The organism is Micromonospora sp. NPDC049139 (assembly GCF_055586845.1).
Genome location: NZ_JBVJHK010000025.1, coordinates 52,291 through 77,339, shown reverse-complemented (window position 1 = coordinate 77,339; position 25,049 = coordinate 52,291). Strand labels below are relative to the sequence as shown.

Genomic DNA, 25,049 nt, shown 5'->3' with positions numbered 1-25,049 from the left:
GAGGCGCGATTACTGCCCCGTCGCGGGCGCGTGGACGGCGAGGAGGAGCCGGTCGACCGGTGGCCACCCGTCGGCGGTGGGCCGCCAGGCTTCGGCGGCGTCGATGCTGGGGAAGGGGCCGACGACGGTGAGCTGAGCGCGGTCGCGATCCAGCAGGGCCAGCGCCACGCGGTCGGCGTCGAGGGTGGTGGTGCGGGCGGCATGCGCGATGTCCGGTGGAACGGCTGTCCACTCGTCGTCGCCGATGTGTGGGTCGTCGGGGTTGTGTAGGGCCACAGGCGTGGTGGCGGCGATGTCGGCGTTGTGCATGGCCAGGTGGGGCGCGTAGTCGGCGGTGGCGGCGCGGCCGGGGATAGGTCCGTGCAGGGACAGGGCGGCGGTGGTGGTGACGGCCAGCAGGGCGTGGGGCTGATGGTCCTCGACGCTGTCGAGCAGGGCGAGACTGAACGCGTCGCGGCTGCCGATGTCGATCAGGGTGATCAGGGTGGGCCGGCCAGTGTTTGCGTTGTCCCAGCCGACCACCTCGAAGTGGTCTTTGGCGATGCTGAGGAAGCGCTGGTAGGCGCGGTTGATGGTGTCGAAGGGGTATTCGATGTCGTGCACTGGTTCTCCCGGTATAGGTCGCGGCGATGCTGTCGGCCCGCGAGGCATGCGCAGGATGGAGGGGGTTCGCATCCCGGTGCGGTCGCAGCGGTTGATCGCACGGCCAGTCGCCGTGTCAGCGCCTGCTTTTGCCCGTCGTGAGCCGCAGCGGGCATTAGTCGGCGAGTTCCGCTATGACGAGGCGACCGTGTCGAGTTGCCCGCTGATCTGCGGTGCGAGGGGCAGGACGTGGGGTGGAGGGGTTATCGGGCGAGGACGGAGACGGTCTCGCCGAGCAGCATGGTGCCCCATCAGGACCTTTGATGAAGGAGTGGATCCAGATGCGGTAGGGCTGCCCGTCGGCGTTGGTCAGGCGCCGCCAGTGGCCGCACGAGGAACCGCACCCGGTAGTGCCACTTCGCCTCGTTCGTGGGCTCGGTGACGGGTGTGGTGCGGCGGAGCACGACCACGCGGGTGTCGTGACGCAGGCTGGCCCGGTGGGCGCGGCGGCAGGCGGGCCGGTCCAGGGGCGGCTGGGCGACGGTGGCGAGGGGTTGTTCCTGGATGCGCCAGAACGCGTAGAGCACGGCCGCGACGGCGCGCATCCGCAGCGACGACTCGTCGATGCACAAGCGTCCGTCTGGGGCGGTCTCCCAGTCGCGGTCGACGGCATCGGGTAGTTCGCCGGGGGCGGTGATCGGGATGCCGATGGGGATCTCGGCAAAGGAGTGCAGCACGTAGGGGCCTAACTGGGCGGTCAGTTCAGGGTCTTCGGCGAGTTGGCGGCGGCGACGGGCGGCGGCGCGGGGTCGAGGGGGTCGTCACGGTCTGCCCAGCCGGTGATCCACCAGCCGGTGCGCCGGTTGCTGGTGTGGTGGAACTTCGCCCAGGCGATGGCGCCGATCGAGGGGACCTGGCCGTGGACGCCGCGTTCGTAGATGGGCTCGGGGAGGAAAAGCACGCCGGCGTCGCTGGGGGCGACGTCGTTGCCGACGATGTCGCCGGTGAGGTCGAGGGCCTAGGCGGCGGCGATGATCGCCGTCATGGCGGGGGCGAGGACGTAGGGTTCGCCGTCCTGCCACGGTTGGTGCGCGACGCGGCTGAACGCGTCGATGGCGGACGCCTCGGGGCCGTCGATGGTCGCCTCTGTAGCGGGTTCGAGGAACGCCTTGAGGTACTGCTGGGCGAAGCGGCTACGGGTGTAGTCGGCCATGCGGGCGCGCAGGTCAACCCTTGCGTTGGCGTACCAGGCAAGGGTCGACTCGCTACGGAAACTCACGGTGCCTCCTTTGACATGATTTGCTCGGCGTATGTGGGTGTCGCGTCGCTCAGGCGGCGCGGGGCTGGATACGGGCTGGCCGGAACCAGCCGTTGAGTCGGTCAGCGGTGGTGAACACCCGGGCGCGGCCTCGCGCTCGCGGCTGGGGACGGGTGGCCGCCTGCTGGGCGCGGTGGGCGTCGCGTGCGGGTGGGCAGGGGTATACCTGGCCAGCGCAGCGCAGGTTGGCGCAGCGGCCGGGCCGGTGTAGCCGAGGCTGGTGGGCGGCGGCGACGTCGCTGGCGAGCAGCCACAACAAGACGTCGGTGACCGTGTGCGGTATCGCGCGGCGGTGCTGGGAGGCCATGAGTTGATGCCCCCTTTCGTGTGGGGTTCGGCGGGTAGGGGCCGCCACCCCCCTTGTGGCTGGCGGCATGGGGCCTGCCGTCGGGTGCGCCGCAGGGGGTGGCGGGCCGAGGTGCAGTGACGCTCGACTTTGCGTATTGATCAAGTCGTCGGCCGGTCTGCGGGGCGGTGCTTGTCGACTTACTCGTCGGCGATCCGGCCGGAGCACGGCGCGGCTTGCCGCCCGTGTCAGGGGTGTGGGGTTCAGTCGTCGCGGTGAATGAGGAAGCAGCCGGGCGTGGCGGGGTCGTCGTGGCGGGCGTCGTAGTGGGCGGGTTGGCCGCAATGCCGGCAGCGCATCGGCTGCGCCTGGCCGAGGTCGTGACCGTCGGGGTCGTACGCGGTGGTGTGGTCGTGCGCGGGGAACGCGCACGCGCCGTGGGTGCAGTACGGGCGATCGCCGTGGCGCAGTCGGGCCACGACGAGGCCCTGCACAGTGACCATCAGGTTGATGCTGGCCTGGGTGCCGTCGTAGGGGACGCCGGCGGCGATGAGATGGTCGTTGGCATCGAGGTAGCGGTGCAGGTCGGCGTAGGAGCCGATACCGGTGGGCACGATGCCTTCGCGGATGTCGTCGGCGATCGCGGCGAGGACGGCTTCGGCGTAGCGGCGCACCCGCTCGGTCTGACTGGCGGTAGGCGTCGTTGGAGTGTGGTGGGCGAGCCAGACGGGGACCATCGCGCGTAGGTGTGATCTGGATGGCGCGTTGAGCGGTCAGGGTGTTTAGGCGCGGATTGAGGGCCTGCGGCATGTTGGTCGGGTTGAGGGTGGCCGTCGGCTCGCCGGGGCCGGCGGCCAGAGCGCGACGGATCTCGTCGAGGTGCCCGGCGACGGTATCGGCGCACTGGGCGAGGCTGGCTTTGGTGCCGGCCAGGGCGTGGCAGGCGTCGGCGACGGCCGCGGCGATCGCCGCCGCGGCTGTGCCCTGCTGCCGCGCGTGGGCGATCTCGTCGTCGCCGATGGTGCGGCCGGTGTACGTGCGGACGAGGTGCGGCAGCATGGGCGGCTTCCTTCGTGCAGGGGTGGCCCGGTCGGCGGATGAAGGTGTCATCGCAGGCCAACCGGAGTGTCGGTGGTGGTGTCGATGTCGCCGGGGGTGGCGTCGTCTCGAGTGGTGTTGTCCCAGTCGAGGTGGGTGTCGTGGCTCGTGCCGGTGAGGGCGGCGTCGATGGCGTCCTCGGCGGCCTCGATGGCGTCGTCCTGGCTGGTGGCGGTGACCTCGATCGTCATCGGCAGGGTGAGGCGGACCTGCCAGCGGCGCGGCAGCCCGGGCAGCTCCAGGGCGTGCAGGATTCGGTCGGCGGCGTCCGGGTCGATGTGGTTCTCGGCGGCGGCGTCGCGCAGCGTCTGCCACACGTGCCGGCGCAGGGCCGCGGGCTGGTCGTCGATGACCGCAGGCGGGGCGGTCACGGTCGGGGCAGGCTGCTGGGCGCGGAGGTGGTCGTGGACGCGTGCGGCGGCGTGGGTGAGCCATCCCAGGGGAGCTGGTTGGTCGGGGTAGAAGGCGTCCCACGCGTCGCGCAGGACCGCCTCGAGGCTTGCTGGTTGTTGCTCGTGGTTGTCAGGAGTGGACATGGCTGTCTCCGAGTCGGTGAAGAAGCCGACGGCCCCGCCCCTTAGGTGGGGCGGGGCCGTCGGGCGGGGTGGTCAGTCGGGGCGGCGAGTGCGGGCGACGCGCACCTCGTAGGTGTCGGCGCTCACGGTCAGATGCAGCCACTGGTAGCCGGTGGCGTGGGCGGCGCGGAGCATGTCGATCAGCGGTGTGGGCGCCTCGGTGAGGTGCAGGTGTTCGACGAAGTCGTCGCCGCCGAGCTCCGGGTCGTGGCGGTGGCCGTCGGTGTCGGGGTTCCAGCCGTGGGCGTAGACGATGAGGTTCGCCTCGGGCAGGTTCGGGTCCTTGAGGCGGGGCAGGCCGCTGGACATGAGGTAGACGCCGTGGTCGTGGACCCACTCCAGCGCGCCCCGGCAGAGGGTGTGCTCTTCCCGTTCGGTGAAGGTCGCGGCGTGCTCGGAGGCGGCGACGGCGTGTTCGGCCAGCCTCAGCGTGTCGGTGAGGTCGAAGTACAGGTGCAGTGCCATCAGGCTCTCCTTGCAATGTGGCGAAAGGCCCGGGCGGCTGGACGGTGAAGGCTGGGAGCCGGGCCTGAGGTGCCTCGGGCTGTTACCGGAGGTGGTTCAGTCGTTGAAGGCGGTAGGCGGAATTGCGTGGCGCAGGGCGTGGTCGATGAGGTGGGCGAGGCGGTAGTCGGGGTCGGCCGCGAGCGCCCGGTCGAGGGCGACGGTGGCGAGGGCGCCTTGGCCGTGCCGCCAGGCGGTGAGGGCGAGCAGGGTGGCGGGGGCGGCGACGTAGGCAGGGTCGGCACGGCGGGTCATGTCGGTCCACAGGGCCAGGTGCCACGGCTGGTCACCGGTCGCCTTCTTCCCCGCGTGGTCGCGAACGGCGACGTCGGCCAGGAGGACGGACAGCCAGGCCACCTCGTCGTCGGTGAGGACGGCGTCGGCGGCGTAGCGGGCGACGGCCTCGTCCACGGCTTCTCGGCCGGCGCGGATGAGAGTTGCCCGCCCGCCGGAGGTCATGACGACGAGTGCGCGTTGCTGTGCCCGTCGGCTTGCGTCGGCGGTGACGGCGCCGGTGGGGGCGATGCTGGCCACGAGAGCGGCCCGGTCGGGCAGGGCGGTCTGCCCGGCGACGATCGCGTGCACCGCGGTCAGGCTGTAGTGCGGGTCGAACGGCAGTCCGTCAGGCGGGCAGCAGCCGGGGTCGGAGCATTGGTAGGAGTGGTAGCGGCCGTCGGTGACGCGCAGCGTGTCGAGGAGGGCGATGCCGCCGGTGCGGACGCGTGGGGTGAGGGCGTCGAAGACCGGGGTGACGGTGGTGGCCGGTCCGTAGCCGATGAGGACCGCGCTGGTGGCGTCGACGTTGCGCAGCAGGGCAAGGTACTGCCGTGCGGTGACGGGCGCCCAGTCGATGACGGCGGCGGGATCGGGCAGGTCCGCGCGGCCGGCCACGGTGATGCGTTGGCCGGTGAGGCCGACGATGACGAGGCTGTCGGCGGGGTGGAAGCCGAGCAGGTACGGCACGGCGGCGAGCAGGTCGCTGATCGAGGTCACCGGCAGCCGGGTCGGCTGGTCGTGCGTCATGGTGGGATCACTCCTTCAAGGAAAGAGCTCCGCAGCCGTTGGGGCGTGCGGAGCTTGAGGTGGTGTGCCGGCGGCAGATCACGGCTTCGCGCCGCCGCCGGGCGGGCCAGGTCAGGAAGTGGTCATCTGCGGTGATCGCGAGAAGAACCGCTGCGCCCGGGACGGGCGCCGATGGACGGACCTTGGCGAACAGCGGCGACGGCGGGGCGGCCAGTTCGGTGCCGGGGCAGCAGCCCTGCGGGACGTAGGTGTCGGCGTTGCCAGCCGTGCAGGCCCTCGCCCCGATGTCGACGCCCGGACGGTGGTGTCGGGTGAGGGCGGCTGCGAGGCCAGCGGCCAATTCGATGCCGTTGATCGCGCTGCGAGCGGTGTGCGGGCGTCCGGGGGTGAGGGCGTCGCCGAGCAGCCTCCTAGCCTGAGTGCGAGCCGGCGCTCTCGTTTGGTTCGTGTCTGCGGGGGCTCGTGATCAGGCGTGTTCGAGTGCGGCGACGGCGGCGTCGGCAATCGCATCGGCCGCTTGGATGGGATTGGCGACCATCAGTGTGCTGGTGTGGGTGAAGGTGTGCCCGGTCAGGTCGGCAGGGCGCAGCCACAGCACCACGCACCCGGATTGGTGCAGGGTGGTGATGAGCCGTTGCGCGGGTGCGGTGTTGGGTAGCTCGCCGTCGGAGACGACAGCGAGCATCCGCAACCTGCCGGGTTGACGCAGGTGCAGTAGCTGGTCGGCGAGCTTCACCGCGTCGAGAAACGCGGTGGTGCCGCCAACCGCCCGCATTTCGAGAACGTGGGCGGGGTGCTGTCGAGGCGGCACGAGCAGAGTGGCTTGGCTGCCGAATCCGATCATGGCGGTGGTGGCCTGGTTGGTGTGGCCGGCGTGGGCGAGGATCCACCCGGCTGAGGACATCGGCGCCGCGTAGGGGTGCATCGAAAAGGAGGTGTCGACGAGCACGGCCAGGTGCAGGTGTGGCTTCGGTGGTGGGACGTGAGCGCGGCGCTGCCAGGGTGCGGCGGTGGGCAGGCTGCCGGCGGCGATCTGCGCTTTGGCGGTGATGGCGTGCCGGGTGCGTAGCCGCCCGGGTGGTAGCGGACTGGGTCGCGTGTCGGGTTCGGGTTGGTGGGTGCGGGCGCGGCGCAGCCGTGCGGCGAGGCGACGAGCGGCGGCACGTTCGGCGTCGGTGGGGTCACGGCGCGTCCACGACGCGGGTGCGCAGTGCCGGGCTTGGATCTGCCCGGTGGCGTACTCGGCGGGGGTCAGGCCGGCGGCGTGCGCGAGGTAATCGGTCAGTGCCTGGGCAAGCTGGCCGGCGAACTCGCCGGGGTCCGGCTGTGGTGGTTCCGGTTGCTGGTGGGGGTCGATGTTGAGGATGCGGCACCACCGCCACGCGAGGCCGATCATGACGGTGGCGTCGGTGTCGTCGACGGTGTGGGCTTGGCGCCACACGTCGCGCAGCTGGCGCAGCGTGGTGCGGCCGAGGACGGTGGTGACGGCGGCCCGGACGCCCTTGATGTCCTTGGCGGTGATGATGCGGGCGTCGACGCGGGCGAGGAGCAGGCCGGCGAGGTGGGCGGCGTGCCAGGCGTCGTCTACGGGTGCGTCGGTGGGGTCGAGCAGGGTGGTGATGGTGTGGCGCAGCCACCGGCGGTCGCCGCGCCGCCGGCTGCGCTGGCGGTTCTCGGCGCGGGACTCCTCGAGCAGGTCGGCGACGGCGGCGACGACCGGCGGGGTGCCGGCGGGTGCTTTCCACAGGCTGTGGGTGGCGTGGGCGGCTTCGTGCACGAGCAGTCCGTAGGCGGTGGGCACCAGGCGTTTGTGGCCGGCCTTGCGGGGATCGGTGATGTCGGGGGCGCCGATGTGGGTGGCGTCGACCTCGATGCGGCGGGCGTCGGGGTAGAAGCAGGCTGGAGCACCGCCGCCCGCACCTGGGGCGACGGTGACGCTCAAGTCGGTGCGGCCGGTCAGGACCGGGATGTGCCGGGTCCAGGCGTCGCTCCACGGACGCCAGTCCGCAACGTTGGCGGTTGAGGTGCCCGAGCCGGCACGCCGGTGGGTGGAGGGATGAGGCATGAATGGTTTCCCTTCTCGGGGAGGGGTCAGCGTTGCTTGCCGAGGGTCAGCGGGTTGATGTCCGTGCCGAACTGCTGCCTGAGGGCGGCGAGGACCTGCTCCCGGTCCTCGAGCGGGGCGCGGCCGACAAGGTTCGCCACGGCCGCCGCGGACCCGAGGGTCTTGCTGACGCGGGTGAAGCCGAGCAACTCGCGTAGCTGCGGCGCCCAGCCGACGCGTCCGGCGGCGAGATCGGTGTTCAGCGCGATCGCGGCCTCGACGGCGGGTCGGGGGACGCCGAGGTGGCGGGCGAGGTCCCAGTCGGTGGTGACCTCGATGTGCACGTCGAACCGCGACGCGAGGGCCTCGGTGAGGATCGCGCCGTGCACGCCGGGGTTGTGCCCGGCGATGACGTAGAACCCTTCCGCGGCTTCGACGCGTTCGTTGCGGTACCCAGGAATGGTGATCACTCGGCGCCCGTCCATCGCCGGGTACAGCACGGCGAGGACCTTCGGCGGGATGAGCGTGGCGTCGTCAACCAGCAGCGCCCGCCCCTCGCGCATCGCGATGACCAGGGGGCCGTAGACGAACTCGAACCCGCCATCGGGCAGCGGGATGAAGTTGCCGAGGAAGTCCTCCACCACCGTGTCCCCGGTGCCCGCCACGGTGAGCAGGTCGGGAAAGGCGGCCTCCACGAGGGCGGTCTTGCCGGTGCCCGGCGGGCCGTAGAGCAGCACCGGGATACGCTTCTCGCGTAGCCGGCACAGCACATCCACGTCGGTGGCCCCCGCCAGGTTGCGCGGGAAGTACAGGTCACCGTTCGGGCGGGTGACCGGCTGGCGTCGACCCGCTCCGCGATGTCCTTGGCGGGGTGTCCGCGGGGCGGGCGGCGGCATCACCCCGGCAGCGTCGATACCGGCCTGGGTGATCTGAAAGCGGTGCGGGCCGGTCAGGTGGGTGGCGTAACCGGCTGCAGCCATCTTCTTCAGCGCCTCGAAGACAGCACCAGTCGAGGGCACAGACAGGGCTTTCGTGACCTCCCCGACCGTGAACACCCGGTCCGGGTGAGCGGCGAGGTGCGAGGCGACCTTGTGATACAGGTAGCCAGGACGCCTGCCGCCACCGGCCGTCCTGGGCGGGGCGGCAGGTGCGGTTGTGGGATCCATACGGGTCCTCCCGTCAAGGGGTAGGGCCCGCGCACCCGTCTCCGGGTGCGCGGGCAGAAGCGAAATCCGCGCAGCGGAGACAGGAATCAGGTGGAGCGAGAGCCCCGGCTCCCAGCAAGACGGTTCGACACCGCCGGTGTGAGGGTTAGCCGGCTTACGGGCTGCTCGGCCCGGTAGGTGACGTGGTGATCACAGGTCTCGGGCCAGGTGCACCAGCCGGGTAATCCCGGTCGCGATGCGGTGCGATAGGCACACGCGTGTTGAGCGCGTGGTCGTGGCGAATTGATCTCGTCGCAACCCGTGTGAGTGCGGGTGCGCGGAGCCGGGCATCCCTGTTGGCGACCGCGAGATCGTCGAGCAGTCCGACCCGCTGCCGGTGCGGCGGTGCCTAGGCTTCGCCGGCGATGCGGTCGCAGCGGCGAGGGTCGACCGGCAGCCAGGGCAGGCCCCAGCCGATCCGGTAGCGGCCACCGGTGGGTTCTACCCGGTGCACTCCGCCGCCGAGGGACAGCGGGCGGGCGACGGTGAGGATCCGACCGTCGAAGTCGATGGTGCGCCAGTCACCGCCCACGTAGTCGGCCATCGCGGTGAACATGCGGGCGAGCGCAGTCACCGCTTTGGCGTCGATGCTGAGTTCGCAGGTTCCGTTCCACCAGCCGATCAGCGTGGCGGTGTAGCCCTCGTAGTAGCGGTGAGAGCCGGGGATCGGCTCGTAGCGCAGCCACGGTCCGGAGAACACGGCGGTGCTGCCGCGTGGCGGTGTGTAGTCAGGAGTGGGCATCGACCACCGCCACCGACCAGTCGGCGGGCTCGGACCGGACCCGAGGTCGCCGGGGGCGGCCTGCGGTACGCCACGGCGCGGACCAGTCGGCTCGCGTGGACCTGCGCCGTACTGGCGGGGCCGTAGGGTCGGGGTCACGACGCCCGGCAACCAGGTCGTTGAAGACCGCGAGCAGGCGGGGCGGGACCGCGCTGGTGTCGGTGCCGGTGCCGAGCCAGACGGCGCCGGCCAGGTCGACCCAGGCGACCGGGGTGCGGCCCGGCGGGAACCGCCAGCCGGGATGCAGCAGCCTCGGCAGCGACACGATGTCCCCGGGATACCGCGCCCAGTCGGTGTAGCTCCAGGGCACCACGGTGCCCGGCCTACGACCGGCAGCGACGGCATCGGCGCACTCGCTACACATGGCGCCTTGGACCACGGTGGTGCCGGCACACGCCTGGCAGGGGTGCCAGTTGTTCGGGTCGGCGACGGGATCATAGTCGCGGTCCCACGCTCCCGTGACCTGCCCGCCGAGCCGGTAACTGTCGATGTGGTGGGCGCTCGTCGCGAGGCGCATCGGCTTGGCCAGGTGCGCGTCGATGGTCGTGACCGTGGCGGTGGCACGCACGAGGACCGCATACAGGTGATGAGCCATCAGTGCGCCTCCTGACCGGCCGTCCGCGCCGAGGAGCGGTGGGCGGCTGGCCGGGAGTTCGCGGGGACGGGGCCGATGGCCGCCGACGTGTCGGGGATGGTGCCGGCGATACGGTCGCAGTCGTAGGGATGCACCTGCAGCCAGGTCCAGGACCAGCCCATCACCACGTAGTGGCCGTCGGCGTTCGGGCCCATGCGCTCGATCGCCTCCGGATCGTCCTGCACCCGGGTGTCGTCAGCGACGATGACGTCCCCGTCGAACCACATCCGCCCCATGGACTGGTCCACCAGGCCGTCCAGGTCCGCCTCCGCGGCACCCTTTGCGGCCAGATAGCGGCGGTAGCGGTCGCGGGCGGCCTGCTGGTCGGCGACGATCGCCTCGGCGACCTCGCGGGTGCAGGTGAACACCGCCCACCCGTTCCAGGTGTCGACCAGGGTGCCGACGAACCCGACCGGGATCCGCATCTGCCCAGCCTCGTTCGGCGCCCACGCCCAGTCACCGGCGAACACGCCCGGGCCGCCCAGCCGCACCCGCTGCGGGTACACATGTTGCAGGTCCCGGTCGTCGCCGTCGGGATGCAGAACCATCCGGCACTGCCGGGTCGCCTCGGCCTCGACCGCCTCGTCGAAGCCGTCGCACCACGCCCACCGCGCCTGGTCTATCTGCCATGCCCGCAGGTTTTCCCATCGAGGTGCGTCGGGCGAGGCGTGCTCGGCGTAACGAGTGAGGCCGGCGGCAAGGTCGTACCGCTCGGCGAACGGCAGCCCGGGAATGTCCCGCCCCTCGGCGACCTCGATGGCGGTGAGGACCTGCCGCGCGGTCGCCGCCACGTCACCGCTGGCCCATGCGCCGATCGTGTCCTGCGCCCACCACTCGGCGGCGTCTCGACCGGCTGCGGCCCCGGCGTCGTGAAGGGCGTCGAGCACGCGCTGCCAGCCGGCGTTCGTTACGCGGCGGACGCGGTCGCCCGCGCCGAGGAGCATCGACAGCCGGGATCCGCTGTCCCAGTCGACGTCCAGGGCCCGCTGCTCAGGGTCGTAGCGGCGAACGGTGCCCTCGTCGCCGGGGCGCAGCCGGGTGTGCGGGTCGCTGGTGTGCTCGAGTGCGACCCGGTCTCCCTTGCGGAAGGTGTCCTGGGCCGAGCGGTGATCCGCAGCGGAGTCCTCTGGTTGCGGCGGGCTTGTGTTGTTGTCTGAGCTGCTCATGTCATGTCCTTTTGTTGAGTGCCTCGCGGGGTCATGCAGGGGTGTCGGGCAGCCGGACCTGTCAGCAGGTCGCGCCTTGCGACGGCTGCTACTTCGACCGGCCTCGACGAGCGCTCCGCCGTGCTGACGGAACGGCGCACGCCTCCTGGAACCGGCTGTGCGTCGTGTCGCGCTCTTCGCGTATCTCGGTGAGCGCGGTCTCGATGGCGCGCATCCGTTGTCCGGCGGTGACGAGGGTGGCCAGGTTGGCGTGGCCGTCGTGCACGGTGAACAGGGTCCGTGCGGCCTCGGTCAGCAGCGCTGGCAGGCCCACGCGGACAGACGGCTGACCTTGACGAACATCGCGCTGCTGCGTGGGGCTTGCACGATCAGCCCTTGGCGGAGGTGCATGCCGCGGTGGCCGGGGGCGGGCGGCGCTGTCGTGGCTGTCGGGGTTAACAGCAGTCCCCGGCCACAGGTCCCGGCATCCCACCCCCGCGCCCCCGCCCGGGCAGCGACGACACACCGTCGCGCGCGAAAGCAGGACAAAATTTCGATCGAGGGACGGGGTCATCCTGTGCGTCCGTACCGGTATGGGGTCATCGGGTAGTCACCGAAGTACGGGTAGGGAATGAGTCGGTGATGCGTTCCCCCGTCGCCGGATTGTTCGTAGCCGTAATAGCGGGTCATCGACGGGTCGGACCAGCGCTCGAACAGCACCACGTGCCCGCGCAGGTCGGGAGCGGTGTTGATCAGCAGATCCCCCGGTCGCAGATCGGTCATTGCGATGACCGTGGACCGGGCGGCCAGCCCGTCGGTGTTCAACCCGGGCCCGTCCAGGCCCAAGGCCATGGACACGTAGCCCGAGCAGTCGCGCCGGTATCCCTGGAACCAGTCGCCAGGATCTCCGCTGGACAGGTACGGCACCGGGCCACCTGACCAGACGGTCAACCATGACTGGGCCCGTGCGAAGACGGTGGAAACGTCAGCGCAACCATCGGCACCGCCGCTGCCGACCGACGGGCACGTGCTCAGACATCGATCAAGATCGACCGGAAATGGTGAGGGATTGGCGGAACCCACAGCGCGGACCAGGGCGGCCGCGTCGTCTTCCCACTTGGCGTAGGCGTCGGGGTAGGCGGAGCGTTGCACGGCTTGGGCGGCGTCGGTCAGCGCCATGGCCTGCCAGCCGTCAACGGCCAGCAGCGCGGTGTAGAACTTTGCGGCCGCGTAGCGGGGGTCGCGCAGTTGGGCGGGCGCGCCCCAGCCTTGGGAGGGGCGTTGCTGGAACAGCCCGACGGAGTCGCGGTCCCCGCCGGGCAGGTTGCGCAGGGTGGATTCCTGCATGGCGGTGGCCAAGGCGATGACCCAGCCTCGGGGCGGAACCTTCAGCTCCGCGCCGACGGTGACGATCACAGCGGCGTTGGCCGACTGTTCGCTGCTCCACCCACCGCGGACGTCGACTGCGGATCGCGGCACGGGGGCGGTGGGCAGCAGCGGCTGCCCGTCCGAACCGACCACGCCGTAGCAGGCGGCCGAGGCCGCGCCGCCGCCGGTGAACAAGGCGCCGAACCCACCCACGCACAGCACCAGCGCGGCGATCACCCCGGCAGCGACCGCGCCAAGAACACGGGCGCTCATCGCGGTACCCTCGCCGCTGATCGAGGTCCGCACGGCCGCCCTTCCCGGTTGGCGCCGGTCGGAGGCAGGCAGCCGCCCAGTGGGTAGGTGGCGACGCGGCTGCCGTCGCTGGTGTGCACGCCGATCGTGGCGGTGTCCGCGTCGATGAGGTAGATCCATTCGGCGTCGAGGTGCCCCGCGTGGCACAGCGGGAACACCGTGACCGGCTCCGGCTGGTCCACGGTCATGCCGTCGGTCGTGGAAGCCAACGTGATGCCGACACCGGGCACCGGCTTCTGGCCGGCGAACGGGGAGTTGATGGCGGCGGTGACGTCCGAGTCGAGCTGCTCCCAGTCGTTGGTGAGGATCGCGGTGATCAGCGCCTGCACGTCGCGGTGGGCGTGGCCGGCCCAGATGGCGGCCACGGTCGGCAGCACGACGGCCGGGTGGCCGTCGTAGAGCACGAACCGGGCGTGCACGAGGTGCGGGGTGCCGGGTGGGATGGTCCCGATGTAGCAGTGGGTGCTCACGGAACAGACTCCTTCGCAAAGAGGGTGAGGATCGGGCAGCGCCCGAAGGGTCAGCTCTGGTCGTGCTCGGGGCCGCGAGGCCAGATGGCAGGCTTGGCGCGCCAGCCGAAGACCGGGTCGGTGGTCTCGACAGAGCCGCAGCGGGTGCAGCGGACGTACGTGTCCTCGCCGTAGCCGGCCATGGATGGCATCTCGTCGGAGTCGATCTCGTCGACGGCGGCACAGATCCGGCAGCGGATGGACGCGCCGTCGGGTCCGTCCACGCTGAAGACCGGCTCGTCGGGGTCGCTGCGGGGCGGGATCGGTGGGGTCACAGCCTGCCCCCGGCAGTGCTGGTCTGGGTGTAGCGGGCGGTGGCGGTCAGCAGCGCGACCAGGCCGGAATAGGTGGCGGCGATGTCGGCCGGGTCGGGGGTGTCGTCAACGCGCACCAGCGGGTGGTCCTCGCCGCGCGGGCGGGTGAGCTGATAGACGCGCCCGTCGGCGTCGACGGCATCGATCCGGCGGACCTGGCTCGGCTGGCCGTCGAGGATGTGGATGTCGTCGTAGCAGGCGGCCCAGGCCACGAGACGCGCGTCGGGCGCGGTCGCGCGGATCCGGGTGATGATCGTGTCGAGGGTGGTCTGGTAGGGCGTGGGCGTCGTGGGGGTGTCGAGGCCTGCGGCGAGGCGGTGCAACAGTGCGGGCAGCCCGGCCGGCTCGGCGAGCACGTCTTCGGGGTGCAGCGGGAACTCCAGGCTGCGCATCATGCGCCGTCGCCGCGGGGTAACCGGGGTCAGGAGCCAGTCGTGGACGAGCAGCAGCGTCGGCGGCTGGCCCCAGCCCAGCTGGTCTGCGTCGGCGTCCGCCGCCATGAGGCAGGTGGTGAGGGTGTGGACAGCGTTGAAGGACGACACCGAGGTCTCCCTTGTCAGGGGTGCAAAGGCGAAAGACCCCGCAGCTAGGGCGGCTGCGGGGTCTATGACGTGCGTGGTTCGCGCGGGGAGCTGCGCTCAGCGGTGGTGACGGTCGCGGCTGCGTACGGTTGTTGTGCGGTGGGGCAGGTACTCGTGTACGCCGCTGCCGGTGTGTTTCGCCTCGTACATGGCGCAGTCGGCCTGGGTGAGGAGTTGCCGGGTGCTGGTGTGGGGGTGGTGGGCGTGGGTGTAGCCGACGGAGGCGGTCACCTGCAGGTCGCCGTTGACGACGCGGATGGGGTTGGCGGCGATCACCTGCCAGGCGGCATGCGCCGCAGCGGCGGTGTCTTCGCGGTCGCCGGTCACCAGTAGCGCGAACTCGTCGCCGGAGAGCCGGGCCGCGACACGCACCGGGGCGGAAAGGCTGGCCAGTCGCCGGCCGACCTGGTGGAGCAGGTCGTTGCCGACCTCGTGGCCGAGGGTGTCGTTGACGGTCTTGAACCGGTTGAGGTCCAGCAGCACCACCCCGACGGGCGCGTTGTCGGCGAGGGCGGCGCGCAAGCTGGTGAGGAACAGCCGCCGGTTCGGCAGGCCGGTGATCTCGTCGTGGGTTGCCTCGTGGCGGGCCGCCTCGAGGGCTTGCCGCTGCCGCCAGAGCTGGGCTCCGGCGAGGGCCAGGCCGGCGAGGATCCCGCCGACGGCGATGGCGATCGTGTGCAGGATGGAAGACACTTGGAACGCTCCTTGTGTAGAAGGAGCACCGGGGGCGGGCGTGAGGCGCCAACTTCGACGCCCGCCCTCGGGCTGCCTGACGGGTGGAAAAGTCACTCGCCGCCGGTGGCGGGGGCGAACTGGAAGGTGGCCGGCTTTTCCACGGTCTGTAGGGCCTTGCCGGCGGCGACGAGCTTGAACAACGCGTTGTTGACCGCGCCCGCGCTGGCCTTCTTCGCGTCGGCGCCGGTGTTCGCGGCGTCGATCAGCTTGCACAGCTCACTGGTCTTGTAGGCCCGGTCAGGGTGCGCTTCGAGAATGTCCAGCACCGCCCCTCTCAGCGAGCCCTTCGTCCGGCGGCTACCCGCGGTCGAGGTGCCCGCCTCGGCGGTCGGGGCGGCCGGGTCCGTCTGGGGGTCCTCGGATGCTGCGGCGGGGTGCTCGCTGTCCATGTCGAATGCGACTGCGGGTTCTGCCGTTGCGCCATCGGCCTGTGAGGGTGCGTCGGCCGTGGCGCTGGAGGCGGCGGCTGGTGGGGTGTGTGGGGTAGGTGATTCCTCGTCGGCGGTGTCGGCGTCCTCGGTGGTGTCGCGTTCCTCGGCGGGGTCGTCGTTGGCAGTGGCCTGGGCCGGGGCTTCGAACGGCGTGTCGGTGCCGGTGTCGTGGGCCGGCAGGGGGCTGTGGTCGGTGCCGACGGTGGTGCGGCCGGCGTCGGTCAGCCGCCACACCGCGCGCTTGTCTTCGGTGCGGATGGGTTCGGCCTGCCCGGTGTGTTCCAGTGCGCGGAGCTTGGCCGTGGCGGTGGAGTAGCCGAGGCCGGCCTTGTCGGCGACGGCGGCGGCGGTGGCTTCGCCGAGTTCGGCCAGCGCGGCGAGGACCTTGAACATGGCGTGTGCCGGTACGGGTTCTGGTGCGTCGGTCATGGGCATCTCCCTGGGTGTGAGGTCAGCACTGATCCACGCTTCGTTCGCGGCGACGATCAAGTGCGATGACCGGATCTCGAGGCATCCGAGATCCGGTTCGGCGGCAGCTGGGGATGTCGCGGGGTCAGAACGATGGATCGTCGTGAGCGACGGGCGTCTGCCGAGACGGGCGACCGGTGGCGGTGACAGCGCGGAGGCGGCCGGACAGTGCTGCCAGGTGCAGCCGGAGCCGGTCCCGGGCGGGCATGGCGTCAGTGGGTGAGGTGTGCCAGAGCCACCGGTAGGCGCCGATGCTGTAGTAGCCGTCCCGGTCGGGGTAGCAGCGGTCGTCGACGTCGAGACGGATTCCGTCGCCGACGTCGGTCTCTTCGAGCAGCACGGCGGTGGTGCCGTCGAAGCGCAGCAGCGGGTACTCCCCCGGCATCGTGCCCGCGCGCCACGGCCCGGCGAGGTCCGCGGCCATCTGCCGGACGGTGTGCGGGTGGAAGCGGCAGATCAGGTAGCCGTCATCGCCGGCGTCGTAGCCATCGGCGACCAGCGCGGGGTAAACCTCGTCGCCGGTCTTCGGTGAGGTGACCATGATCGGGTGCCAACGCACGTGTGGTGGGGCGATGTCCGCGCGGTGGTCGGACAGCTGTATGTGTCTGGCGTCGAGCGTGCAACCGGGCCCGGTGTCGGTGTCGGTGTCGATCGTGAGCCAGTTGCGGTCGAGGGCGCGGCCGGCGCGCAGGACGTCGATGAGGCGACGCCCGTCGGGGTCGGCGTGCCGCAGCGGCAGATACCAGTGCTGATCGGGCTCCGTCCTCGCGCCTACGAGCCGCCACGATCCGCCGTAGGCGACCTGTTCGACGCCGTGCGTGGTGTGCCAGACCGGCACGCCATTGGAACGCAGCTGTCCTTCAGAGCCGGCGCGCCACAGGGTCAGCGCCGGGGTGTTGTGCTCGCCTGCGGCGACCTGGGCTCTGGTGAGGCGGTGGGTGGGGCAGGCGAGGGCGTGCTCTGCCAGGGGCAGCACGTCCTCGACGCGGAACCACAGTCGGTGAGACATGGCGAGGGGACCTCCGTGGAGGGGCGATGGCGGGAAGAGAAACAAATCGGCCTCTCTGAGGCCAGGTGGGATGCGGGCGCCCCGCGCCTGGGGCGCACGGCGTTCGCGGGGAAGTTCCGACCGCGCGGCGGTGGACGGGGTTGGTGTGCTCGCAGCGAGCGAGACGGGCCGTGGTTGGGCTAGGGCCGTGGAGGTGGTGGCACTGGGGGCAGATCCGGGTGCAAGGTGCATGCCTCGATGGGCGTGCAGGTCACCGGTGTTTTGTGGCGAGCCAGGCTGGGAGGAAACCGCTTACGGGACGCGCCGTGAGTTCGGTGACGGCACGAGCGGCGGGTGCGGGGGCACAGCCGCAGATGGGCCGGCTGTCCGCGGTGCGACAGACCGGCCCATCGGCGGATGTGGTTGTGGGTCAGCGGGGAGTGCGGCGATGGCGCAGGCGGCGGCGGCCGACTCCGACGGTGTGGGTGTTCGGGTCGACCATCACCCATTGGGCGCCGTCGGTCAGGCCGTGCGTGAGCAGGTCCATCAGCTGGGGTCCCGCGCTGTCGAGCAGCGGCAGGCGCTGCGGGTGGTCGACGTGCGGCAGCAGGACGGCGGGGCTGGTCAGTTGGTTGTCGGCGGTGACGGACGGCGGGAGCATGTCGTGCAGGTTCCTGCATCCGTTGCTGGCGAGCCGGGGCTGCCCGAGGTGGCGGTAGAACCACAACGCCGGCTCGGCGGTCCGGCCGCTGTCGGACTCGGATCGGGTGCGGATGCTCCGATCGGCGAGGACGGCGTGCTGTGCCTGGGCGGCGACGGCCTGGAGGTCGAAGTACAGGAAGCGGGACATGGTGCTCCTTCCATGAGGGTTGTGGTATCGGGACACGACGCGCAGCGCCCACGGCTGACCGCGAGCGAGCGGCGGGGATATCCGCTGTGCGTGGTGGGTGGTGGGGCTAGAGGGCGACGGCGAGCAGCCGTTGGTCCGGGCCGACGGTGTCGAGGTGGGCCAGGGCTTGTTCGAGGTAGGTGATGCGGTGGGCGAGGGCGTCACTGGCCGGGGCGAGCTTGCGGCCGTCGGCGGTGAGCAGGGCGTCGCCGGCGATGGCGCTGCCGGCGGTGTAGTGCTGGTAGGCGCGCGGGCCTGCCTGGTACATCTCCAGTTCCCCGACGCCGGGCTGTCCGCGACCGCCGGTGGCAGCAGCGTGCAGGCGCATGGCGTGCACGCGGGGCTGGTTGTGGAAGTCCGCGATCGCGGTGTCGTAGGGGTAGCGGTCGGGGTTGGTGAGGTGGCGGGTTTCGAACACCGGCCAGGGGTCGGCGGCGGTGGTGCCTTGTACGACCTGCTGCCAGATCTGGTAGCGGATGCCGGCGCCGACGGCGGCGGCGTGGCGCATGCCGGTCAGGTCGAGCAGCCGTACTGGTCCGCCCGCGCACGGCGTGGGTCGGCCCTTGCGCAGGCCGATCAGTTGGTGGCGCTGCCACAGCCGCAGCTGCGGTACCGCCCAGAACAGCGGTGTGAGGGTGCCGGTAACACCGAAGTGCGTGTCGAGACTGTGATCGGTCAGTGCCTGAGCCGGCAGGTCGTCGGGCAGGCAGATGACCATGATCTTGATGGTGGGGGCCGGCGTGACCGGCAGCCGGGAAGCGGTGGCCTGGACGCGGGCTGGCGGCGCAGCAGGCGTCGAGGTGGCTTTCGGCCGGGTAGGTCGCGCCGCGATGGCGGGCACGCGGCTGCCGTGACGGGTCAGCGGGGTGCCGTTGACAGCGGACATAGGCGTAGTCCTCCTTCGGACCGGTGGTGCGTTCGGCCACGCGGGACTGACCGGCTCACCGATTTCGTGAGTCGGGTCAGCGCGGCAGGAACGGGGGTCGCGCAGGGCGCGCGAGGCGACCATGCCCACCGGGTACGTGGGTCAGGTCGATGGCTGCGCCGCGCGTGGTGCGCTGGCGCGGGTGGTTGGTGCGACCTTCAGGGGCGCCGCGCGGTGCGTCTGCCGACCGGCGTAGGCGGGTGGGCGTGGCGCACCGGGTTGGTGCGGCGAGGATCCCTTGGGGTGGGACCGAACCGGGGTGGTGCCATATGTGAGGTGCGGTAGTGCCGTGAACAGTAGCCCTGGGCACTCACAGCGGCTGTGAGCCGCAGCGGCGACCTGGCAGGCGGGTTGGCCTGCGGTGTGAGAGATCAACCACCACTGCGGGGCGGTGCTGGTGTGAGTGGCTGTGAGTGGCGGGCCCGCTCACAGACGCTCGCCGTGGGCCGGGCCGTCCCGAGCCGCCGATGCGGCTGCCGGACGGGTGGTGACCTGCGGTGTGAGCGGCTGTGAGCGAGCCGGCGGGCTGTCAGGCGTCGTCGGGGTCGTTGTAGCGGTGGGAGTTGGTGGCGGTGTTGTCGGGGCCGTGATCGCTGGGCAGTTCGTGCAGCCACCGGCGCAGACCGGGATCAGCGGCGAGGGTCCAGGCGGGGCCGGCGGGGTGTTCGTCGTGCAGGCCGGTGGCCACGGGCATGGCTGTCGGGATGCCAGCGAGGGCGTCGAGCAGGTGCGCTTCGCGGCGGTGGTTGGGCACGCGCAGCAGGACAGGGTAGCGGGGGCCGAACTCGGCGAGGCGTTCGTAGGCGCGCAGCTTGCGCAGCACTGTGCGCAGGGGTTCGGTGCCGTTGTCGTGTTCGAGGAAGAACCCGACGGTGCGGTCGGCCGCTTGCCAGATGCCGTGGCCGTCGGGTCGGATGTCGGCGAGGGCGTAGGCGGCGGTGGCGTGCTGCTCGGACCACCAGCGCACCAGGCGGGCGCTGGGGTCGGTGTGGGTGTAGGCGTGCAGGTCCACGAAAAGTTGGTTGGCGCCGAGCAGGTGCCGCAGGCGGGGGCTGCCGATGATGCGTTCGGTGCGTTCGATGCTGGAGCGCGGCGGTCGGGCGTCCGGTCGCTCGGGGTCGGTGTAGGTGGTGGGGCGCACGAGCATGCCGAGCGGGCCGAGGGTGTAGAGGTGTTGGCCGGTGCCGGTGGTGACGTCGACAAAGCGGTGCACGGCGTCGATGTGGTGCAGCGTGGCCAGGCGCAGCCGCGCGGAGCGCTCCGACGGGAACAGCGCGGTGGTGATCTGAGCGGTGGACAGCACGTAGTGCTCGGCGAGCCAGGCCAGCAGTTGCCGGTCGCGCAGGGTCAGCCGGCGCAGGTAGGACAGCCGGTGCGCCTTGCTGGAACGCCGATGAGGAGCAGTGGAACGAGGTTCGGACGGGCGAGGTTCGGAAGCCGGTGAGTCGGGTGGCATGAGGGATCTCCTCAGCGAGTAGAACGGAGAGAGTCCCTCCTGTGAGGAGGGAGTCTGGAACTGTCACCACCGGTCAGCGGAGCTGGTCACCGGCGGTGTGCTGCGCTGACAGCCGCATCCGCGCTCCGTGCGGGATGTGACGGTGAGTTGAGGTGGTGAAGGAGCGGTGAAGCCGCGACGGAAGACGCCACGGAACCCTCACCAGTTCGTCCTGTGAGCCACCGCATCGTGCGGGCGACGTAGGCCTGTGTGGCTATGACGAACGAGATGGGCTCCACCGGGACGGCCATAAACTGGCCCCACCACGAGCCGGTCTTGCCGAGCACGAAGTAACGGTGCGTAAGGGCCAAACTGCTGGTGTGCCGCACGACAGTGCACGGATAGAAGAGTGCTTTCAGCGGCTCGGCTCTCAGTTGACGGGCCGGTCGCGGCGGTGCGTCCGCATCGGCAGACCGCCATGTCAAGATGACGCTTGCGATGAGAACTGACGTGGAGCGTGATCGGGCCAACCTCCTGCGGCGATTGGAGGTTCTGAAGTTGCCGGTCGCGCCGTTGCAACGCCACGGATTCGTGACGCCAGCGCACCCAGCGGACACGATGCCGGAGCCTGAAGCGGTGGGCGTAGGTCCCGACGGCACCGCGTTCGCCGTGTGGCGGTTCCGCGAGGGCGTCAATCGCAAGCAGGTGACGTGGCATGTCCCCGGCAGGCGACGTGTCCTCGGTGCTGTCGATGTCGAAACCGACCTGCGGGTGAGCTTCGTGCAGCCGCTGCCTGAGGGGCGCGTGCTCCTGGCGGCTGCTCGGGCCCGGACTGGGGAAGCCAACGCTGAGGTATGGACCAGCAGCGGCGATCTACAGCACCGGGGCCACCTCGGTGACGCCATCGAGGATCTGCTGACCACCCCCTCCGGCAAGGTGTGGGCCAGCTATTTCGACGAGGCAATGGGCGGATGCGGCCCCGAAGGCCACGGCCTCGCGCGCTTCAACAGCGACCTGACCGTCGATTGGCTCTACCCGCTGAACTCCGGGCTGCCCTACATCTCGGACTGCTACTCGCTTAACGTCGCTAGAGAAACCGCATACTTCTGTCCCTACACCCATTTCCACATCCTCTCCGCGACCGGCAGCCAGGTGACTGACTGGGGGCCGTCCCCGTACAGGTCTGCTCACCACCTCTTGCGACGCGGCCCGGATCTCGCTCTGATCAGGGGCTGGGGTCCGGAGTACGACGTCGCGACGATGCTGCGGATCAGCCGAGACGACCAACCTCAGTTGGGTGCGCAATGCCGAGTCGTGCTCCCTGACGGCATGGAAACCCGCGGATTGCAGTACATCGTCCGAGGCGGAAAGTTGCACACCTTCATCCGATCCACCTGGTATCACACCGATCTCGACAGTCTGAGCACCGCAGCGGCCAGCACCGGTGTGTAAAGGGTCGAGCCCATCCGATCCAGCGCCCTCTCATGCCGCAGACCGGGCGGCTGGATCGCCGGGCGTCGCCGGCTCGTACGGCGTCTGGCGGCCACCGTGGATGGCGCTGGCGATTGTCAGAGGCCCGTGGTCGTGGACGACGCTCGCCGCAACCCGCACATGCACGGGGAGTCCGACATGCCGGCCCGACGTCGCAACCGTCCTGAGCATCGAGGTCCTGCCCCCGAGGTCCGCCGAGCGACCGGCGCGCCGGCAGCCCGACGAGTCGGGCAGTCCAACAGGCAGAGGCTGCGGCCACGGCGCAGCGATAGCCTGCCGTCATGGCGAGTGCCGAACTGGATGAGTTGATCGTCGCGGACGCCGACGAACTGCGCGCGTGGTTGTCGGCTCACCACGCCACGTCGCCGGGCGTCTGGCTCGCCCTGACCAAGAAGGGCGGCACAGTCACGACGCTGACCTGGCAGCAGGCGGTCGACGAGGCCCTGTGTTTCGGCTGGATCGACGGGCAGGCACGTAAACGGGATCAGGAAACCTCCTGGATCCGGTTCACCCCTCGCAGGCCGCGCAGTTCCTGGTCACAACGCAACGTCGCCCACGTGGCCCGGCTGGAAGCGCAGGGGCGAATGCTGCCCCCGGGCCGCGCTGCGGTAGAAGCCGCGAAAGCGGACGGGCGGTGGGCGGCCGCCTACGCCCCGCCGTCGGAGGCCGAGGTGCCGGCCGACCTCCTTGCCGCCATCGCTGCCGACCCCGCTGCCCAGGCCATGTTCGACGTGCTCACCAAGACCAACCGGTTTGCTCTCATCTACCGCGTCAATGCCGTCAAACGGGCGCAGACCCGCGAGCGGAAGATCAGCGAGTTCGTTGCCATGCTGGCCCGTCACGAGACGATTTACCCGCAGAAGGCCAAGCCTTCGAACTCGCCGTAAGTGGAGACTTGCCGAAGCGAAGCGCCGAGGCGCCGGGCGACGCCGCTGTCGCCCGTCGGGATCGGGGAGCACGCCGGGAGTGGGCGGGTGCGCTGAACGGCGTGGAACTGCATTCAACAGCACGCAACGGCGCTCAACTGCACCCGCGCCCACCTGCGGGTTCTCGTTTCTGCAGGTCAGAGCTGGTGCGGCGTCCTGCTTCACACAACTGCACTCAACGGCGCTGAACGGCAGCCAACGGCGCTCTATATCGCCTGATAGGCGAGTATCCGCAGGTCAGAGCGGTAAGGTTTGCTGTCTGAGCGGGCCTTACAGGTGGGTGCAGAATGGGTGCAGCTTGGCGAAGTGGTCACCGCGTCCGAAGCGCTCATCGGCGCTGCACATAGGGAAGCGCTGTGACCTGCGACGATGCCGGCGAGCAACCCGGCGTGACCACCCTGAGAAGACCGAAGTGGTCAGGGTCCGCTGCTCCCGGCCTGGCCGGTGCCGGCTGTCGTCGAGGGCCCGATGGTGCCGGTCGCCAGGTCCTTCCGCATCGATGCTCGGCTCTGCCTGCGGTGGTGGGGGCATCAGCATGGATCTCAAGCGCTGAGAATCGAATCCCACCAGCAACCCTCTGACCCGCGGTACGCGCTCCGAGACCTCTTCGGTGTGGCTGAAGAGGTCAAGCGTGCTGGTTACGCCTGGTTGAGGTGGGACAGGGTCGGGCGGGGTGGTTCCTTCGTTGCGGAGTGTGACGCTTCGGCCGGTGCCGGACATAAGCACGTAGGAGGTGGGATGGACGCTGCGAAGGAGCAGTTCACCGAGCTGTACGAGCGTCATCACGGTGACGTGTGGCGGTACGTCGCTCGGCGGATCGTCGCGTCTGACGTGGGCGATGTTGTCGCTGAAGTCTTCCTTGTTGCGTGGCGACGTCTGGGGGATGTGCCGGACGGGTCGGCGCTGCCGTGGCTGTACGGGGTGGCGCGTTTGGTGCTGGCCAACGAGGCCAGGGGCCGTCGGCGGTGGCAGGAGTTGACGCTGCGGGTGGCGGCGGAGCCGGGTCAGGTGGTCGTGGTGGATCACGCGGACGGGGTGGTGAGCCAGCGGGACGTCGCGGTGGCGTTCAACCGGTTGTCTCTTGGCGATCAGGAGATTCTGCGGCTGGTGGCGTGGGAGCGGTTGACCCCTGTGGAGGCGGCGGCCGTACTGGGCCAGTCGCGGACGACGTTCGCGATGCGGCTGATGCGAGCCCGTCGTCGGTTACGGACACAGCTCGGCGTGGCGAGTGACGGGGCGGGGCGGACGCCGAGCGCGGCGCCGTCGATGTCGAGTTGGGGTGGATGACATGCAGGCCATGGATGAGGTGCGCCAGCTGTTGGGTGGCTTGGACCCGGCCCGGAACACCCGGCCGGCCGAGGACAGTCGCCGTGAGCAGGATCTGGCTCATATTCTTTCCTGCGACGGCACGGCAGGCACCCCGCGACGGGTGGTTCCGCGTCGTCGGTTCGTGCTGGCCGCGGCCGGTGCGGTGGTCGTGGCGGCGGCCGGCGGTGGGGTGGCGATCGAGATGTACCGCGAGCCGCAGCCTGCGTACGCGGCTACTCCGGCGATCCTGAACTACGGTCCGCCGGCAACGTTGGAACCAGCCAGCATCCGGCTTCGGCGCTTGGCCGCCGTGGCGGCGGCGCAGGCCATGCCAGCGCGGCCGGCCGGCACGGTGGAGCACCTGGAGTCGGCGAACTGGTTCCTGAACTCCTCGATCTCCGGCGGGCGGACGGTATCTGCTGTGGTGCCTCAACAGTGGCAGTCCTGGCGGACCGACGACGACGCCGGACGCATGGTCAAGAAGGATCTGCCGCCGATCTTCCGTTCGGACGCTGACCGCAGGCAGTGGCAGAAGTGGGGTGGCCGCATCGAGTCCTCGGAGGAGGTGCGCGACTACCCGGCTGGCGAGTTCTACAGCGGCTTCCGAGGTGCGGTGCCGGCGGACGCCTCCGCGTTGCGCCGCTGGCTGAGAGCAGGCACGTCCGCGGTTCAGGCGCCGGTGCAGTACCTGGAGGACGTCGCCCAGCTCGCTGGGGTGCGGCTGCTGAACCCCGCGCAGCGCGCCGCGGTGCTTACACTTCTTGCCGACCTCCCGGGAATCACGGTCACCGGCACCGTCACTGACCGCGCTGGACGTACCGGGGAGGCCTTCTCGATCACGACCAACGCCCACGGCCTGCCCGCCCAGTACACCGTGATCGTCGATCCGCGCTCCGGCGCTCTGTTGGGATATGAGGAGATGCTGACCACCACGGCGGGGAAGCTGAACGTGACGATCCCCGCGGTGATCACCTACCGCTCCTACCTCACGGCCGAGTACACCGCCATGCCACGCTGACGAAAGTCGGACGTGTGCGTCGTGAAGACACGACCCACCCGACGATCGGCGCAGTACTGCTCAGCCGAGCCGAGCGGGAGTTGGCGGCTGTAGTCCGCGCGGTGACGCCTGGCGCCGTGCGCTGTCATGCCGATGAGCGGATGTCCGGCAAGACTT

28 protein-coding genes are annotated in these 25,049 nt (G+C 70.5%); 4 read left to right on the top strand and 24 right to left on the bottom strand.

Annotation, left to right across the window (positions count from 1 at the left end):
• Positions 1-9 precede the first annotated feature (9 nt).
• From ACZ6Q9_RS30170 to ACZ6Q9_RS30055, 24 genes are all read right to left on the bottom strand, one after another.
• Positions 10-603, bottom strand: a complete 594-nt coding sequence (locus ACZ6Q9_RS30170; protein ID WP_396830575.1) for a hypothetical protein — start codon at positions 601-603, stop codon at positions 10-12.
• 290 nt (positions 604-893) lie between these two features.
• Positions 894-1,319, bottom strand: a complete 426-nt coding sequence (locus ACZ6Q9_RS30165; protein WP_396830577.1) for a hypothetical protein — start codon at positions 1,317-1,319, stop codon at positions 894-896.
• A 20-nt stretch (positions 1,320-1,339) separates the two neighbouring features.
• Complete coding sequence (locus ACZ6Q9_RS30160; protein ID WP_396830579.1) at positions 1,340-1,543, bottom strand: hypothetical protein; 204 nt, start codon at positions 1,541-1,543, stop codon at positions 1,340-1,342.
• 57 nt (positions 1,544-1,600) lie between these two features.
• Entirely contained in the window at positions 1,601-1,861 is a 261-nt protein-coding gene (locus tag ACZ6Q9_RS30155) for a hypothetical protein (RefSeq protein WP_396830580.1), read from the bottom strand.
• Between the two features lie 588 nt (positions 1,862-2,449).
• Positions 2,450-2,860, bottom strand: a complete 411-nt coding sequence (locus ACZ6Q9_RS30150) for a hypothetical protein (RefSeq protein WP_396830582.1) — start codon at positions 2,858-2,860, stop codon at positions 2,450-2,452.
• Between the two features lie 432 nt (positions 2,861-3,292).
• Entirely contained in the window at positions 3,293-3,820 is a 528-nt protein-coding gene (locus tag ACZ6Q9_RS30145) for a hypothetical protein (RefSeq protein ID WP_396830583.1), read from the bottom strand.
• 72 nt (positions 3,821-3,892) lie between these two features.
• Complete coding sequence (locus tag ACZ6Q9_RS30140; RefSeq protein WP_396830584.1) at positions 3,893-4,324, bottom strand: DUF3085 domain-containing protein; 432 nt, start codon at positions 4,322-4,324, stop codon at positions 3,893-3,895.
• Positions 4,325-4,420: 96 nt separating this feature from the next.
• Positions 4,421-5,386, bottom strand: a complete 966-nt coding sequence (locus ACZ6Q9_RS30135; protein ID WP_396830586.1) for a DUF4192 domain-containing protein — start codon at positions 5,384-5,386, stop codon at positions 4,421-4,423.
• Between the two features lie 466 nt (positions 5,387-5,852).
• Positions 5,853-7,451 carry a VWA domain-containing protein gene (locus tag ACZ6Q9_RS30130; RefSeq protein WP_396830588.1) on the bottom strand — a complete coding sequence of 533 codons (1,599 nt, stop codon included), beginning with the start codon at positions 7,449-7,451 and terminating at the stop codon, positions 5,853-5,855.
• Between the two features lie 26 nt (positions 7,452-7,477).
• Positions 7,478-8,596: an AAA family ATPase gene (locus ACZ6Q9_RS30125; protein WP_396830590.1), complete on the bottom strand. Its 1,119-nt coding sequence runs from the start codon at positions 8,594-8,596 to the stop codon at positions 7,478-7,480.
• Positions 8,597-8,984: 388 nt separating this feature from the next.
• Positions 8,985-9,377: a hypothetical protein gene (locus tag ACZ6Q9_RS30120; protein ID WP_396830592.1), complete on the bottom strand. Its 393-nt coding sequence runs from the start codon at positions 9,375-9,377 to the stop codon at positions 8,985-8,987.
• A complete protein-coding gene (locus ACZ6Q9_RS30115; RefSeq protein ID WP_396830593.1) occupies positions 9,364-10,011 on the bottom strand; it encodes a hypothetical protein in 648 nt (215 codons plus the stop codon). Before ACZ6Q9_RS30115 ends, ACZ6Q9_RS30120 begins: the two co-directional genes overlap by 14 nt.
• Positions 10,011-11,216, bottom strand: coding sequence for a DUF4314 domain-containing protein (locus ACZ6Q9_RS30110; RefSeq protein WP_396830595.1), 1,206 nt, complete (start codon positions 11,214-11,216; stop codon positions 10,011-10,013). Before ACZ6Q9_RS30110 ends, ACZ6Q9_RS30115 begins: the two co-directional genes overlap by 1 nt.
• An 88-nt stretch (positions 11,217-11,304) precedes the next feature.
• Positions 11,305-11,529, bottom strand: a complete 225-nt coding sequence (locus ACZ6Q9_RS30105; protein ID WP_396830597.1) for a hypothetical protein — start codon at positions 11,527-11,529, stop codon at positions 11,305-11,307.
• A 236-nt stretch (positions 11,530-11,765) separates the two neighbouring features.
• Positions 11,766-12,836: an NlpC/P60 family protein gene (locus tag ACZ6Q9_RS30100; RefSeq protein ID WP_466021449.1), complete on the bottom strand. Its 1,071-nt coding sequence runs from the start codon at positions 12,834-12,836 to the stop codon at positions 11,766-11,768.
• Positions 12,833-13,345 carry a hypothetical protein gene (locus ACZ6Q9_RS30095; protein ID WP_396830601.1) on the bottom strand — a complete coding sequence of 171 codons (513 nt, stop codon included), beginning with the start codon at positions 13,343-13,345 and terminating at the stop codon, positions 12,833-12,835. Before ACZ6Q9_RS30095 ends, ACZ6Q9_RS30100 begins: the two co-directional genes overlap by 4 nt.
• Positions 13,346-13,395: 50 nt before the next feature.
• Positions 13,396-13,659: a hypothetical protein gene (locus ACZ6Q9_RS30090; protein ID WP_396830602.1), complete on the bottom strand. Its 264-nt coding sequence runs from the start codon at positions 13,657-13,659 to the stop codon at positions 13,396-13,398.
• Positions 13,656-14,240, bottom strand: a complete 585-nt coding sequence (locus ACZ6Q9_RS30085; protein ID WP_396830604.1) for a hypothetical protein — start codon at positions 14,238-14,240, stop codon at positions 13,656-13,658. The genes ACZ6Q9_RS30090 and ACZ6Q9_RS30085 overlap by 4 nt, the downstream gene beginning before the upstream one ends.
• Positions 14,241-14,336: 96 nt before the next feature.
• Positions 14,337-14,972, bottom strand: a complete 636-nt coding sequence (locus ACZ6Q9_RS30080) for a diguanylate cyclase domain-containing protein (protein ID WP_396830605.1) — start codon at positions 14,970-14,972, stop codon at positions 14,337-14,339.
• Positions 14,973-15,064: 92 nt separating this feature from the next.
• On the bottom strand, positions 15,065-15,934 hold the full coding sequence (locus ACZ6Q9_RS30075; RefSeq protein WP_396830607.1) for a MarR family transcriptional regulator: 870 nt from the start codon (positions 15,932-15,934) through the stop codon (positions 15,065-15,067).
• 64 nt (positions 15,935-15,998) lie between these two features.
• A complete protein-coding gene (locus ACZ6Q9_RS30070; protein ID WP_396830609.1) occupies positions 15,999-16,922 on the bottom strand; it encodes a hypothetical protein in 924 nt (307 codons plus the stop codon).
• 409 nt (positions 16,923-17,331) lie between these two features.
• Positions 17,332-17,751 (bottom strand): hypothetical protein, encoded by a 420-nt coding sequence (locus ACZ6Q9_RS30065; RefSeq protein WP_396830611.1) that lies wholly within the window; start codon positions 17,749-17,751, stop codon positions 17,332-17,334.
• A gap of 106 nt (positions 17,752-17,857) precedes the next feature.
• Positions 17,858-18,676, bottom strand: a complete 819-nt coding sequence (locus ACZ6Q9_RS30060) for a hypothetical protein (protein WP_396830613.1) — start codon at positions 18,674-18,676, stop codon at positions 17,858-17,860.
• Positions 18,677-19,244: 568 nt separating this feature from the next.
• Positions 19,245-20,171 carry a replication-relaxation family protein gene (locus tag ACZ6Q9_RS30055; RefSeq protein ID WP_396830615.1) on the bottom strand — a complete coding sequence of 309 codons (927 nt, stop codon included), beginning with the start codon at positions 20,169-20,171 and terminating at the stop codon, positions 19,245-19,247.
• Positions 20,172-20,648: 477 nt separating this feature from the next.
• Here ACZ6Q9_RS30055 and ACZ6Q9_RS30050 point away from each other — a divergent pair, with 477 nt between their 5' ends.
• From ACZ6Q9_RS30050 to ACZ6Q9_RS30035, 4 genes are all read left to right on the top strand, one after another.
• Positions 20,649-21,602, top strand: coding sequence for a hypothetical protein (locus ACZ6Q9_RS30050; protein ID WP_396830617.1), 954 nt, complete (start codon positions 20,649-20,651; stop codon positions 21,600-21,602).
• A 320-nt stretch (positions 21,603-21,922) separates the two neighbouring features.
• Positions 21,923-22,528: a YdeI family protein gene (locus ACZ6Q9_RS30045; RefSeq protein WP_396830619.1), complete on the top strand. Its 606-nt coding sequence runs from the start codon at positions 21,923-21,925 to the stop codon at positions 22,526-22,528.
• 777 nt (positions 22,529-23,305) lie between these two features.
• Positions 23,306-23,854 carry an RNA polymerase sigma factor gene (locus tag ACZ6Q9_RS30040; RefSeq protein WP_396830621.1) on the top strand — a complete coding sequence of 183 codons (549 nt, stop codon included), beginning with the start codon at positions 23,306-23,308 and terminating at the stop codon, positions 23,852-23,854.
• A gap of 1 nt (position 23,855) precedes the next feature.
• A complete protein-coding gene (locus tag ACZ6Q9_RS30035; RefSeq protein WP_396830674.1) occupies positions 23,856-24,893 on the top strand; it encodes a CU044_5270 family protein in 1,038 nt (345 codons plus the stop codon).
• Positions 24,894-25,049 lie beyond the last annotated feature (156 nt).

What these genes read in the sequence shown, in the direction of transcription:
- ACZ6Q9_RS30145 (WP_396830583.1), bottom strand. Translation starts at nt 3,820, where the DNA reads ATGTCCACTCCTGACAACCACGAGCAACAACCAGCAAGCCTCGAGGCG.
- ACZ6Q9_RS30060 (WP_396830613.1), bottom strand. Translation starts at nt 18,676, where the DNA reads ATGTCCGCTGTCAACGGCACCCCGCTGACCCGTCACGGCAGCCGCGTG.
- ACZ6Q9_RS30035 (WP_396830674.1), top strand. Translation starts at nt 23,856, where the DNA reads ATGCAGGCCATGGATGAGGTGCGCCAGCTGTTGGGTGGCTTGGACCCG.
- ACZ6Q9_RS30120 (WP_396830592.1), bottom strand. Translation starts at nt 9,377, where the DNA reads ATGCCCACTCCTGACTACACACCGCCACGCGGCAGCACCGCCGTGTTC.
- ACZ6Q9_RS30055 (WP_396830615.1), bottom strand. Translation starts at nt 20,171, where the DNA reads ATGCCACCCGACTCACCGGCTTCCGAACCTCGCCCGTCCGAACCTCGT.
- ACZ6Q9_RS30050 (WP_396830617.1), top strand. Translation starts at nt 20,649, where the DNA reads ATGAGAACTGACGTGGAGCGTGATCGGGCCAACCTCCTGCGGCGATTG.
- ACZ6Q9_RS30070 (WP_396830609.1), bottom strand. Translation starts at nt 16,922, where the DNA reads ATGTCTCACCGACTGTGGTTCCGCGTCGAGGACGTGCTGCCCCTGGCA.
- ACZ6Q9_RS30135 (WP_396830586.1), bottom strand. Translation starts at nt 5,386, where the DNA reads ATGACGCACGACCAGCCGACCCGGCTGCCGGTGACCTCGATCAGCGAC.
- ACZ6Q9_RS30115 (WP_396830593.1), bottom strand. Translation starts at nt 10,011, where the DNA reads ATGGCTCATCACCTGTATGCGGTCCTCGTGCGTGCCACCGCCACGGTC.
- ACZ6Q9_RS30110 (WP_396830595.1), bottom strand. Translation starts at nt 11,216, where the DNA reads ATGAGCAGCTCAGACAACAACACAAGCCCGCCGCAACCAGAGGACTCC.
- ACZ6Q9_RS30065 (WP_396830611.1), bottom strand. Translation starts at nt 17,751, where the DNA reads ATGTCCCGCTTCCTGTACTTCGACCTCCAGGCCGTCGCCGCCCAGGCA.
- ACZ6Q9_RS30130 (WP_396830588.1), bottom strand. Translation starts at nt 7,451, where the DNA reads ATGCCTCATCCCTCCACCCACCGGCGTGCCGGCTCGGGCACCTCAACC.
- ACZ6Q9_RS30045 (WP_396830619.1), top strand. Translation starts at nt 21,923, where the DNA reads ATGGCGAGTGCCGAACTGGATGAGTTGATCGTCGCGGACGCCGACGAA.
- ACZ6Q9_RS30100 (WP_466021449.1), bottom strand. Translation starts at nt 12,836, where the DNA reads ATGAGCGCCCGTGTTCTTGGCGCGGTCGCTGCCGGGGTGATCGCCGCG.
- ACZ6Q9_RS30125 (WP_396830590.1), bottom strand. Translation starts at nt 8,596, where the DNA reads ATGGATCCCACAACCGCACCTGCCGCCCCGCCCAGGACGGCCGGTGGC.
- ACZ6Q9_RS30140 (WP_396830584.1), bottom strand. Translation starts at nt 4,324, where the DNA reads ATGGCACTGCACCTGTACTTCGACCTCACCGACACGCTGAGGCTGGCC.
- ACZ6Q9_RS30040 (WP_396830621.1), top strand. Translation starts at nt 23,306, where the DNA reads ATGGACGCTGCGAAGGAGCAGTTCACCGAGCTGTACGAGCGTCATCAC.